Below are 13,172 nucleotides of genomic sequence, written 5' to 3'. Positions count from 1 at the left end.
ACGTAAAACTAAAATGAAGAAAGGAAAAGACTTTATATTGTATGCACTATTATTCAAAACTTGAACTGCAAATAAAAATGATTTCATTTTAGCCTCTTTTTACAAGTTATTACACTGTGTATAATGAGAATATTACATTTTTTCTGAGGGAGGATACATATGAGTATTCAACTAGCTACATCTAATGATATAGAATGGGTTAATAATCATTATGAATCGATAGGATTTGTACCAAGTGATTTAACACGAGACACAGTTGCGATCATTACATACAACAACGAGTATGCAGGTGTTGGACGTTTAGTCCAAATAGATGAAAATACTATTGAAATGGGTGGGATTTTTATTCTCCCTAAATTCAGGGGTCTACAATTAGCTGGGGAACTCGTATCATTTTTAGTACAAACTGCGAAAAAATTACAAATACAAAATGTGTATTGTCTTCCTTTCGAGGAACTAGAAAACTTTTATAAAAAATATGGCTATACTGAAGTCGATACTACGAAAGAAGTTGTCCACCCAATTATTCTAAAAAAATATAATTGGTGTTTGGAAAATTACGATAAACACGTTTTACTATTTAAGTTGTGAGTTTTGTAAAAAAGGAGTCAATGCACTTTGTATTACACATCAAATTATACAAGCAATTATCTGTGAATTAGCTTCTTTATTCAAACAACATATACGCCACATTTTATGCCTATTTTTAATAAGTGTTAGCAAGTTCGTTGACAAACTTGTTAGCACCTTTTTAAAACATAAACCTGAAGAAATTCATACAATTAAGTAACTATCCTAGCTAGCAATAATATCATCCTTCATAAATATTAAAATGAATTCATTGAGGATAAACCGTTTGGAGGATATTCTATAGCACTGAATGATTTACAAAAGATTACGCATTGATACGCTACGAATAAAAATAATGAGCTAATTAAGGGAATATAATCATTTTTATGTAATTCGCACTTGTACTTCCTGTTCTTGTATCACTTGAATGATTAATTCCAATACAATATTTTGTACTAACTGATACACATTGTCATGAAATGTACTTTGTTCTGATATGTATTCAATACATTGATATATATATCCTTCTACCAATAAGCTCCCTTTTTCAACTGTAAATTTATTTTGTCCATTCTTTTTTACTTTTGGTACTAAAAATTCGGTTTTTGTCAAAATAATCTCCTGTTCCACCTCTTTTATTCCTATGACTTTTTCTGTAAATACCACTTTTTCTCGTAAACTAATTTCACCTTTATATTTTCCTATTTCTACTGGTAGTCTGGCTGTTATATAATTATTTACTTCTCCTTCATTTCCACTCTCTAATATTATGCTGTGAATAGGAATCCATGAAGATGTCTCTACCTTATTCTCTTCATTATTCCCTTTAACTTTTTGATTATATAATTCAACAAGCACTCTCTTTTCATGAAGATTTAAAGAAACTAATTTACAATAAGCCTCCGAATGATATTGTTGCACTGTAGTTAATAACTTAGAATCTAATTCACGCCCCTCCGCATCTTTTTCATTTCGAAATACAAATGCATCTTGATTTTTCACATTTATTTTTGGAAATACTTTAAAGCTAGACACTTCTGAAATAATAGAAAATGGCGTTTTCACTACCATTGAATGCACTGAAGTCTCTATTTTTGATCCTAAACCTATACTTTCTCTCTTCGATTCAGTTTCTTCACTTTTTTTCTCTGATTCATTTGCTACTTCTACTTTCTCTAATCCAATCACTTTATTTTCTTTTGCTGGTTCAGTCTCTTCACTTTCTTTGTTTGATTCAATTGCTATTTCTTCTTGCTCTAATTCTCTTTCTTCATTTTCTTTTGCTGATTCAGTTTTTTCACTTTTTTTCTCTAATCCAATTACTTTTTCTTCTTTTTTTGATTCAATTTCTTCATTTTCTTCCTCAAATCCAATTGCTTTTTCTTCTTTTGCTGATTCAGTTTTTTCACTTTCTTCCTCTAATTCAATTGCTTTTTCTTCTTTTTTTGATTCAGTTTCTTCACTTTCTTTCTCTAATACAATTACTTTTTCTTCTTTTGCTGATCTAGTTTTTTCACTTTCTTTCTCTAATTCAATTGCTTTTTCTTCTTTTGCTGATCTAGTTTTTTCACTTTCTTCCTCTAATTCAATTGCTTTGTCTTCTTTTTTTGACTCTATTTCTTTACTTTTCTTTTTTTCTCTTATTTCACGCGAATCATCTTGAGCATTCAGCATTTTCTCTTTGTAAACTTTGTTCCATATTCCTTTACCAACCAATGGCTTATCCATCACCATCCCCCCATCTGATGAAATCCATAAAAATATATTATTTGTACGCGACCATTTCATCATTATATATGTTTTATAATAATAAAAAAGACATTGTCTTTTTAATAAAGACAATGCTTTTTTATTTTTATACTTGTACTTGTTGTACTTGTAAAACTTTTAAAGTAAGGTCTAGTACAATTTTTTCACGAAGAGTTCCAAATGGCTCGTTTAATTCTGTTGGACAAGGTGAAAAGTCTAATTCGAAAAATTGAGCACTTACTAATTCGACATATGGTTGTTCGTTATAAAAAACTGAATTTTGGAAGAAGTATTTATCTAAACGTGGTAAATCGCCGTTGTTAGGATTAATAAAATGAGATGTAGTGTCTGAAGAAGCAGCTATTAAAGCCAGTGATAGAAAATCAGCTTCTGTTAGATCTGCAAAACCAGAAAATGGAACATTTGCAATGCGATCATATAGAACTCCATTACACTCATCATTTGCATATTCAATATTTTTACGAATATACCCTTGTACAAATAATTTCCCTCTTGTAACTCGGTTGTAAGGTGTACCAACTACCGGAGTAAATGCTACAGGAACTAACTTACCTTGTGTTAAAAATACATTTTTTAAGACACGTTTAATCTCAGTTGCTGGAGGATCTAATGGAACATCGGCTTCTACAACAATTTGAATTGTTCTTTCCGCTAATACAACTGGTATTTTTACGATTGGTGCTCCTGGAGTAGTAATTGGTGTTGCTGCAGCATCACTTAATGGTGTTTGGGTTTGTCCCGCTACCTGACATGGTACATTAATTGGGCATTGTTCACTCATATTTTATAATCTCCTTTATATGAAAAATTTAGAGCTTTTTAACTCTCTATACTGTATATGTTTGTCTTCTATTAATGCGTGGGTTTGTATCATAGTCACTTTTATCATTTACAAAAAAAAGAGTAATTTCCCTTTAATAGTCAAATATACACAACTTAATATACTGAGTTTTTATGGGTATTTACCGATAAAAAATAAAATTTATTAACTCTCATCGTGGGAGAATATAATGATATGTTAATTAAGTTCAATAGTAAAAAAGATAACCATATTTTCAAAGAAATTTTCAAAAAATCTATTCTTAAATTTATTAAAACAGATAAATTTAAATTTGTTGATTTCTTCATTTCATAATATCTTTGCAACCGCAATCTAATATTGGTAGCACTTTATTATTAAAAAATAAAAACCGACTTAATAAAGTCGGTTTTTATACCCAAATTGTTGTGGAATCACTTCATCTTTAATTCATATCGTTTTTTTCCTCTCACCTTTTCCAATAGAATTTATCAATACTTCTATTGAAAACAATCTTGTCGTTGTTCTCCCCTCTAATACTATTAATTAACATCTCTCTTAATGCCTTTAGTCTAGGTAAAATTATCTTTGGATATTTTATATTTGTAATTATAAAAAAGGACTATTTGATGTTAATTTAATTGGATTTTCTAGCCTTTTTATTTTGTACAATTCAATTCGTACAAACTCGTTCAATTACCTATTATTCACAAAATAAGTATCATACGTCTTATCAAAAACATATCCTAGCTTTTCTGCAAATTTAGCAGATGTATTATTCACTGCATCCCCGTTTAGGTATTTCCCTTTTTCTAAACAATTCAATATAATAGCTGCACTAACTACAGTCGCCCATCCCTTTCTTATATGATCCAGATCGGTAGCAACTTCAATCCCATCATCATAAATACTATACGATGATGCACCGCATACGACGTCTCCTTTATAGAAAATACTATAGCCAATCCCTCGATTTATATAATCATCTGTCAATTGAAAAAGTATATCTTGTACAAGGGGTAACCTATTTACGTAAATCATTTGATGGACTAGCGGCTGTTGGGCGCATACCAGACGGAAATTTGATGAAGCCTTAAAGGCTTTATCTGATTCACAGAAGGGGAAAAAAGTGAAGTAAACAAAAAATAACTCCAAAATCAACTTCTATTGTATATTTTGGAGTTATTTTACGTTTTCTTTAAATTAGTAATTTTCTGTTTATATATATTTCTATTTTCCTTTTCTTATTTATGTTTATCAGCTAAGTATCTAGCATAGTGAACTAAATTTCTAGCTACATCTAATTCAAGATTAAATATATTAGGTACACCTGGTCTCCAATTCACCTCAAACAACCACAATTTTTGGTTTTCATCAATCCCAACATCAATTCCTAACTCATCAAATAATACATCCTCATATAAAGAATTAAAATGGTTAGAAAAACTTACCGCAAATCGTTCTAAATACCTTTGAACATTATACCAATCGTTATCAAACTCCGTTTTTAAAAAAATATCTAAATAAGTACTATAACCACCGCTAGCCATATTTGATACAACACTTCCTAATGGACCTATTCTCGGGAATATTGAAGTAATAACCCACTTTCCTTCTCCATTTCTTTGAACATGCAATCGAAAATCATAAACATTACCAGATTTCATTTGACATGAAATAAACTGTTGAACTATGTAACCTTTCTCTTGAATCTTATCAGACAAAAAACTTAGTAATTGTTTTTTATTAATAAGTGAAATTTCTTCTGACTCATTCATACTGTAATTTATCCCATGTTTTTCAATAAAAATAATACCCTTACCTTGATGTCCAGAAATTGGTTTAATAATAAGTTTTTCATAACGATTAATCATGTCAAAAAACTTATTAACATCATTTAATTCATAAAAAGGAATAAGATATTGCTTAAATTCCCCTGCTTTTTTTATTCTGTTATATACACTTAATTTATCTCCAATTGAATGACTTGTGAACGGAACTTTATCATATAAATAATCAAAAATTTGCTGATTTTTATCACTAACATGAACACTTGCATTATAAATAACATCAGGAAAAGAAAATTCTTGTTCAACCCACTTACCATTTTCATAAGTTTTACCTAAAATTTTCTCAGTTTCTACATTTACTTTCCCTAAAGTAAAATAAAAAAAGTTTATACCTTCAGCTTTGGCTACAGCAGCATAAGTATATGCTTTCTTTACGACATTCGGATCTTTCCGATGATGAAGCATACCAATTATAGTCATATCGGTTCCTCTTCCCCTCTTTTTAAAGATCTTTTTCAAAACAAATATCAACTTCATTATATATATATTCATGTTCTCCTTCATTCAACCATTTTTCGAAAAATCCAGAACAAGCTTAACCTCATTTTAATATTCTACCTATAGAAATATTATATCTAAGGGTTTATAAAATAATTAAGGTTAGGGTGGCATAAGATGGATACTATTGTTTTTATTGAAACAAATAAATCTGGATCAAGTAGGGAAGCAATCAAAGCAGCTGAAAAACTTAATTTCTTTACAGTTTTGTTAACAAAAAAAACAAAATTTATTGAAGAACGCGATACATTCCCTGATGTACATCAGATGATTTTCACCGATATAAATGATTATGATAATATAATTACAACAATTGAAAAATTAAATAAATCAGGAAAGAACATAAAAGGGATCTTTAGTTTTATTGACCCCTTTGTTTATCTGGCTGCACGTTTATCAGAAAAATTCTGCTCAAATATTGTATCTACTGAAGCTATCTATCAGATGGAAAACAAAATATTAACTCGTAATGTCCTTAAAGATTTACCAATCTCACTCAACTATTTAATTTACAAACCAACAGAACCATTATCATCTTTTCTTAAAAAAAATAAAAAGATAAATTTCCCTCTTATTGTGAAATCCCCTAAATCATCAGGATCAAAAGATGTATTATTAGTAAAAAATAAAAATCAATTAATTTTCTCTATGCAAAGTCTTTTAAAAAAACTACCTAATGAAGAAATTCTTCTTGAAGAATATGTAGATGGACCTCAGTACTTAGTCGAAATTTTAGTTCAAAATGGAAAAGTCCATATTATAGCAGTAATTGAACAAGAAATTACACTCTTTGAACGTTTTATTGTTACTGGTTATTCTTTACTAGGACAGGTAGACAAAAGTCTATATAATAGTCTTTTCAATGCAGTTAATTCTGTTATTCAAGCTTTTAATATGAAAAATGGAGCTTGTCATCTAGAACTCCGGAGAATAAATAATGATTGGAAATTAATTGAGATAAACCCCAGAATATCAGGTGGAGCAATGAATGATATAATTGAAATTGGACATGGAATCAACTTAGTGCAAGAGACTATTCAGTTAATGTTAGGAAATAAACCTTCACTAAATAAAAAACATCATAAATATGTATACACTCATTACCTAACAGTTAAATCTAAAGGGAAACTCATTCGAGTTACAGGAAAGAACCGTAGTTCTAAATATCCTGGTGTGGAGAAAGTTTATATAAAACCTAAAAAAGGAACTGTCTTAAAACCACCTACATCAATGGGACATCGATGTGGCTACGTTTTAGCAGCATCCTATTTTAAAACAGTAGCTAAAAAAATAGCTTTAGAAGCAGCTAAAGAAATTTCATTTGAAATCCAAAAAGAATAAATATAACATAAAAAACAAGATATATACACCAACTGATAAAAATATACTAAAATCAAGTTTCTTATAATTCTAATTATCATAATGCATAATAAAAAAGTTCACTCCTTATCTACATTTATAGAAGGAGTGAACTTTTTTATTATGAAATTTTAATTTATTTACCCAACAAGCGACTCCAAAATGACTTCTTCTGTTCTGAAGCTACTATTAAGCATTTACTTTTATATGGTTTTTCGAATACTTACAAATGAGTTTTTATCTAATTAAAAATGTTCTCCGTAAATAATAACAGAGTAATATTTTTTATTATTTTATAAATTTTTTCAAAACATAAAATTTTAATTAAGAGGTGATTGGATCATTTCTTTCCATAAGGGAAATACCTTTTTGAAAAGTTCTACTAGTGAAGAGGAAAACTGAGATCCAGAACCTTCAATGATACGTTTATAAGCTTCTTCAGGAGATAGAGCCGAACGATATGCTCTCGAAGAAGTCATTGCATCGAACGCATCTGCTTTCACAACAATTCTATAGAAACATTCTAGTCATCATTTTTCACTTTAATTCCTTTACGTTGTACAATTCGTACAAATCCCTATTCACTCATCTATTATCCACAAAATAAGTATCGTACGCCTTATCAAAAACATATCCTAGCTTTTCTGCTAGTTTAGCAGATGTAGTATTCGCTGCATCCCAGTTTGGATATATCCCTTTTTCTAAACAGTCCAAGATTAATGCTGCACTAACTATAGTTGCTAATCCTTTTCTTCTATGATTGTGATTAGTCGCAACTTCAATTTCAATGCCTTTATCATATATACTATACGATGATGCACCGCATACAACTTCACCTTTGCACAAAATACTATAACCTATACCTCGTTTTATATAATCTTCTACCGTTTGAAATTGACTTGTAAAATCTTCAGAGACCTTATGTAATGTAGGGATATTTACAATATGTTCATCTATTCTTCGTAACTCGTATCCTTTTGGAAGCGCTGATATAAAAGACTGTAATTTCGAATGATCAAAAACTTCCGCATTCCGTTTGAATTTATAGCGTAAAAACTTATCTATTTTTCTTTCATAAAATTTTTCTAAACGCTTTTTCCACTCTTCACTATTTACGATTACTAACATTCTATCAGGAATGTTACGTAATAACTCGTCTGTTTCCTTCACATTTGGATCTCCAGTATAAAATGTGAAAATCCCTACCGTAACTTGCGCTATTGTCGGATTTTCAAGATTATTTACCCAAGCGGTGCCCATATGTCCTTGTAAATAAGAAAGTAACACAACATTATTAAAATCCTCAAACAGAGAAACTAATTTTTTTCTAGTATTTATATTTGCTTCATATATCATTTACATTCCCGCTTTCTATAAAATCAATATAACTCTATATCTTTATGAATCCACTTAAATAACTTTTTTACTCATCCGTTTATTCGTCATATAAGCAAACGCCTATTACACTTAAACTTCATATAATTATAAATTATTCACAAATATAAAATTATTATAACATCTATTCAAAAAAGAAAACTTCACTTTTTTTGATTTTAAAACACACATCTTTTTATCTAAATAAAACATATTTATTGATAAAATTTTATACGTATACCAAATCTATCTAAATAACTGTAAGATTAATTTATTAATAAGCTTTTTAAGGGGGATTATAAAATGTCTGATTTCTATTCTCGTCTTTCAAAAAGTGATGCCGCTGTTCTTCTAGTGGATCATCAAACTGGCCTGATTTCTAGCCTAGTGCGTGACTATGGTGTTGATGAGTTCAAGAATAATGTTTTAGCTCTTGCTAATACCGCTAATTTTTTTGATTTACCGGTTATTTTAACGACTAGCTTCGAAGACGGTCCTAATGGTCCACTCATGCAGGAATTAATTGAACTATTTCCAAATGCACCTAAAATAGCGCGTCCTGGACAGATTAACGCATGGGACAATGATGAATTTGTAAAAGCTATTGAAGCAACGGGTAAAAAACAGCTAATTATCGCAGGCGTAGTTACTGATGTTTGTGTTGCGTTCCCGGCTCTATCAGCTGTAAATGCAGGGTATGAGGTATTTGTTGTAACGGATGCATCTGGAACTTTTAGTAAACAAGTTGCTGATGCCGCTCTTATGCGTATGGCTCATGGAGGGGTACAACTCATGAACTGGTTTAGCGTTGCAGCTGAATTACAGCGCGACTGGCGAAATGATGTTGAAGGCTTTGGAGCTTTACTTGCTAAGCATCTTCCAAGTTATCAAAATATCATCGGAAGCTATATGGGAGCTCAAAAAGAATTTAGTAAATAACGCAAATCTTAATAAAGGTTACCAACAACTATTTACATAGTTAAAAAAGGGCTACTTCAATAGCCCTTTTCTTAATTGTTTTACTAACATTCTCTGTTCCTCCTTCACTATATTTAAATCACTTAAATAATATTCCCCTAGCTTTTCTGTTATGCTTTCTTTCGAATTTCATTATCAAAGCAGCAAAATTATTGAAAATATACCTAACAATTAATAATACAACTCCCCCTATTTACTTCTAACATTCATATTAACAAAGCAATTTTTTCGCTAATACAATCCAATTCGTATATGTAAAAACCCTCATTATATTGTTGGAGGGTTAATCAATATAAATCTTTTATATTTCCTTCTTAGAAATAAAGGATTCTGTAGCACCATTTTTATATATTTTAGTCAATTTAATAATTGACTTGTACGTATTATTGTCATTCATTATCATCTTTTTTATCTCTTCTATTTCTACATTACCAGTTCCACTCTCTATTTTTAAGCAGTTCGAAATATTAAGATATCCACTTGATGCGAAAAGAATAATAAACGTAATATCAGGGGAATTAATGAACAGTAATCCGAAGTTCAAAGGATCTGCAGCCGTATCCGATAATATCAATCGAAAATCTAATAGTTCTGGCACTTGAACAAAATCTTTAGAAACTATTGCTTCACCTACTATTGTAATTTGCTTTACTACATTCCCAAGTTCATCTGTAAATTCAATACATCTAGGCGCATCAATTGTTTTTGCTTGTAGAGATAAATTCAATTCAGGATTATAAAAGTCGAAAAAGAGTGTGCTTCCCTCCGTTAAACACCGTGGACAAACATTTCCAAGGAGACTAAAATCCTCTTCAATAAATTTAACTTTCGCTTTACAACTACACACTTTTCCTATTCGAATCGCATCAATCTTTGAACAATCTACAAAAATAACATCATTGTCCTCTTGTACAAATGACACGATACCTTTCATCTTGTTAAATGAAAGAAAATAGGATACAACAATTTCCTTTCCGGCTATTACGATACTCTCAACCTTAGTAAAAGGTTCTAGACTTTGTAAAAATTCACATATGCTATTTTGACAACATTGACAATTTCGTTTCGGTTCGCAATCCACTTACATTCAATCCCTTCCCTTTATGTTTTTATCTAATACACATAATATGAACGGGATATAAGAAAAGCTTGGACAATATAATTTTAACGTAAGGATATAATTATTTACTCATAACACCAATAATAAGTAATAACACATAATTTTTACTATAAATACATATAACAATTTCATCTTTCAATGAAAAAGCGTTATAATGAGGTGTAGCCTCTACGATTACGTTATAAAGGAGATTAAAACAATGGCTAAAATTAAAGTGTACCAAGCAAAAGACGAAAATATGGAAGCAGTAAAAAACATCATTGATGTTGAGGAACAAAACCCAACTGCTGAAAACTTACAAAATCTATACGCATGTGTATTAGAAACTGAAGATATGGCATTGCCTGAATCATACATTGAAGAAGATATCTTAATTGATTCTATGGAAGTTATGATTAACGCTTCTCAAAGCAAGCTAAGAGACTTAGGTACATATGATGTAATCGAAGTTCAAAACAAAGGTAAGAAAACGCAAATTTTATTATTAGCAGACGAAGAATACGAAATTATCGAAGGCTAATCTGAATCCGTACATATGAAAAAAGCTCCTTTCAAAATTGAAAGGAGCTTTTTCTTTACGCTTTTGATGTTTCACTTTTTACCTTGTTTTGTTTTTTCTTAATTACCATGCGCTCATTTCCCATAAAGAAAATGAATACGAATGCTAAACCTGCTGGTACTAACGCCCACATAAATGTTTGAACGATTGAACTAGATAGAGCGTCAATAATTTTATCTAATATTTGCGGCGGAATTTGAGATCTTGCTGATTCTGATAAAATAGCTCTTGAATCTCCTAAAGCGTTTGTATTCATCCCCCCGCTCATACCTTTAAATGCCTCTTCTAGCTGGTTCTGGAAACCAGTTCTTTGAATCATTCCAAAGATCGTAATACCAAGAGTCATACCTAATGAACGAATGAAGTTACTCGTTGAAGTCGCAGACCCGCGTTGTTCCATACCGAAGTTGTGAATAGCTGCCATACTTAGTACAGAGAATGAGAAACCGACTCCAAATCCTATAATAATCATATAAATCGTTAATAATACACGACTTGTTTCTGGCGTTAACGTGCTTAATAAGAATAATCCAAGTAGCATAATAACAGCAGAAATAATCATAATGTTTCGATAGCTAAGCTTCGTCGTTAAAAATCCGCCTAACTGCGCTGTTACGACTGATCCTAACATCATCGGTAAAAGTAATAATCCTGAGTTTGTTGCGCTACCACCATATACGCCTTGAATAAATAACGGAATGTACACAGTTGCTGACATAAATGCAGCCCCGTAACATAATGCAATAATTGTACTCATTCCGAATAGACGTTGTTTAAACATTTCAAATGAAATGATCGGTTCTTCTACTTTACGTTCAATAAAAATGAATGCAATAATTAAAATAGCGAATCCGCCAAATAAACTTAAAATAAAGCTAGAATCCCAATCATACTTTTGTCCACCAAGCTCTAAGGCAAACATTAAAGAAATTACTGCACCAACTAAAGTAATTGCGCCAAACCAATCAATTTTTTGTTTTCTATGAACTCGTGATTCTTTATAAAAGAATGTAATAAAAATAAGTGCTAAAACGCCCAGCGGTAAGTTAATGTAAAATACCCAGTGCCAGCTAATGTAATCTGTAATATATGCGCCAAGTAACGGACCGAAAATACTTGATAAACCAAATACTGCTCCGAATAATCCACCCATTTTCCCGCGTTTTTCTGGAGGGAAAATATCAAAAACGATAGTAAATGCGATCGGCACTAGTGCCCCGCCGCCAATACCTTGAATGGCACGATAAATACCTAACTGTGTAATATTTTCAGCAGTTCCACAAAGTGCCGAACCAATCATAAAGACGATTAAACCGAAAATAAAGAATCTCTTTCTACCATACATATCTGATAGTTTACCGAAAATCGGCATGCCTGCCATTTCTGCGACCATATAGGCAGAAACGACCCATACAAAGTTTTCAAGGCCTCCTAAGTCACCAACAATCGTTCCCATCGCTGTTACGACAATGGTATTATCCATTGATGCCATTAAAATACCTAGCAATAAGCCCGCCACAACAAAGCCGAGCTTATTATTTTTCTCAACCATAACCTTACTCTCCCTCATACTACTTATATTTGTTTATGTTCTTTTACGACTGTATTACCTTTCTGATTAAAACTAGTATGATATTCTACTACACTAATTTCACAGCCAGGGCCAATTATAACATGATTTCCTCTTACTACGTCTGCTATTGTATGTTCTAAATAAATATCATCCCCCTCAATAATTGATGTTTGAAGGCTTCCTGCATGACTTGTAAAAGGAATAAATCTCGATTTTTTACGTACTGTAATCTTTTTCCCACCGATTTCTCTCACTTTACTTCCTTCATAACGAATTGAGATTTCAATATTTTCAGCATTAAGTAATCCGTCACTTTCAAGACCACCAGTTATTGATAATTCTTCTACTTCAATATCTCCCTTCACATTTAAAGCACCTTTCACATCTACAAAATCACCTGAAAACCTTCCTTTTACTTCAATCATACCTCTTACTTTTGTTTTTTCAATATGAGCATCACCATGCATTTGTGTATTGCCATATATTTTTATACATTCCGCATCTACGTTTCCTTGTACTTCACTATCCCCATATACGATATAGTTTTTAACTTTCATATTACCGCGTACATCACTCGTGCCGTACGTTTTAAATTCATTACAACTCATATCATTTGAAATTGTTCCTTCTCCGCGAATCTTCACTTTATTATAATCCCCGCCTGCTGAACTACCAGAACCATTTACAGTAAGACTATGTTGATGTTCCATATTACTTCTCCC

The 13,172-nt window shown here is 31.2% G+C and carries 11 protein-coding genes and 2 pseudogenes; 4 read left to right on the top strand and 9 right to left on the bottom strand.

Features of this window, described 5'->3' with window-relative positions; genetic code table 11:
- The first annotated feature begins 159 nt into the window (after positions 1–159).
- Positions 160–591: a GNAT family N-acetyltransferase gene (locus SJY24_RS15930; protein ID WP_377865379.1), complete on the top strand. Its 432-nt coding sequence runs from the start codon at positions 160–162 to the stop codon at positions 589–591.
- 363 nt (positions 592–954) lie between these two features.
- Here the strand turns inward: SJY24_RS15930 and SJY24_RS15925 are convergent, their stop codons facing one another.
- From SJY24_RS15925 to SJY24_RS15910, 4 genes and pseudogenes are all read right to left on the bottom strand, one after another.
- Entirely contained in the window at positions 955–2,298 is a 1,344-nt protein-coding gene (locus tag SJY24_RS15925) for a BC_2427 family protein (protein WP_377865378.1), read from the bottom strand.
- Between the two features lie 127 nt (positions 2,299–2,425).
- Positions 2,426–3,121, bottom strand: a complete 696-nt coding sequence (locus SJY24_RS15920) for a CsxC family protein (protein WP_002065863.1) — start codon at positions 3,119–3,121, stop codon at positions 2,426–2,428.
- Positions 3,122–3,835: 714 nt separating this feature from the next.
- Positions 3,836–4,138: pseudogene (locus SJY24_RS15915) on the bottom strand (GNAT family N-acetyltransferase); the annotation flags it as partial.
- 245 nt (positions 4,139–4,383) lie between these two features.
- Complete coding sequence (locus tag SJY24_RS15910; protein ID WP_377865377.1) at positions 4,384–5,481, bottom strand: YheC/YheD family endospore coat-associated protein; 1,098 nt, start codon at positions 5,479–5,481, stop codon at positions 4,384–4,386.
- Positions 5,482–5,604: 123 nt separating this feature from the next.
- On the opposite strand from SJY24_RS15910, the gene SJY24_RS15905 reads away from it, so the two are divergent.
- Positions 5,605–6,828 (top strand): ATP-grasp domain-containing protein, encoded by a 1,224-nt coding sequence (locus tag SJY24_RS15905; protein WP_377865376.1) that lies wholly within the window; start codon positions 5,605–5,607, stop codon positions 6,826–6,828.
- Between the two features lie 338 nt (positions 6,829–7,166).
- Here the strand turns inward: SJY24_RS15905 and SJY24_RS15900 are convergent.
- Both SJY24_RS15900 and SJY24_RS15895 read right to left on the bottom strand, forming a co-directional pair.
- Positions 7,167–7,358, bottom strand: a pseudogene (locus SJY24_RS15900) (HD-GYP domain-containing protein); the annotation flags it as partial.
- Positions 7,359–7,431: 73 nt separating this feature from the next.
- Entirely contained in the window at positions 7,432–8,202 is a 771-nt protein-coding gene (locus tag SJY24_RS15895) for a GNAT family N-acetyltransferase (RefSeq protein ID WP_377865374.1), read from the bottom strand.
- 321 nt (positions 8,203–8,523) lie between these two features.
- On the opposite strand from SJY24_RS15895, the gene ycaC reads away from it, so the two are divergent.
- A complete protein-coding gene (gene ycaC, locus SJY24_RS15890; protein WP_377865373.1) occupies positions 8,524–9,159 on the top strand; it encodes an isochorismate family cysteine hydrolase YcaC in 636 nt (211 codons plus the stop codon).
- Between the two features lie 340 nt (positions 9,160–9,499).
- On the opposite strand, the gene SJY24_RS15885 is transcribed toward ycaC, so the two are convergent.
- Positions 9,500–10,279 carry a BC_2878 family exosporium-associated protein gene (locus tag SJY24_RS15885; protein ID WP_377865372.1) on the bottom strand — a complete coding sequence of 260 codons (780 nt, stop codon included), beginning with the start codon at positions 10,277–10,279 and terminating at the stop codon, positions 9,500–9,502.
- Positions 10,280–10,517: 238 nt separating this feature from the next.
- On the opposite strand from SJY24_RS15885, the gene SJY24_RS15880 reads away from it, so the two are divergent.
- Positions 10,518–10,838: a hypothetical protein gene (locus SJY24_RS15880; protein ID WP_377865371.1), complete on the top strand. Its 321-nt coding sequence runs from the start codon at positions 10,518–10,520 to the stop codon at positions 10,836–10,838.
- A 55-nt stretch (positions 10,839–10,893) separates the two neighbouring features.
- On the opposite strand, the gene SJY24_RS15875 is transcribed toward SJY24_RS15880, so the two are convergent.
- Together SJY24_RS15875 and SJY24_RS15870 are read right to left on the bottom strand one after the other, a co-directional pair.
- Positions 10,894–12,429 (bottom strand): MDR family MFS transporter, encoded by a 1,536-nt coding sequence (locus SJY24_RS15875; protein WP_377865370.1) that lies wholly within the window; start codon positions 12,427–12,429, stop codon positions 10,894–10,896.
- Between the two features lie 23 nt (positions 12,430–12,452).
- Positions 12,453–13,160: a cytoplasmic protein gene (locus SJY24_RS15870; RefSeq protein WP_377865369.1), complete on the bottom strand. Its 708-nt coding sequence runs from the start codon at positions 13,158–13,160 to the stop codon at positions 12,453–12,455.
- Positions 13,161–13,172: the final 12 nt, after the last annotated feature.

The sequence above is a fragment of the Bacillus sp. R86525 genome (assembly GCF_042466195.1).
Taxonomy (GTDB): domain Bacteria; phylum Bacillota; class Bacilli; order Bacillales; family Bacillaceae_G; genus Bacillus_A; species Bacillus_A nitratireducens.
Note: the sequence above shows the minus strand (reverse complement) of the source record. Positions and strands in the feature narration are given on the sequence as shown.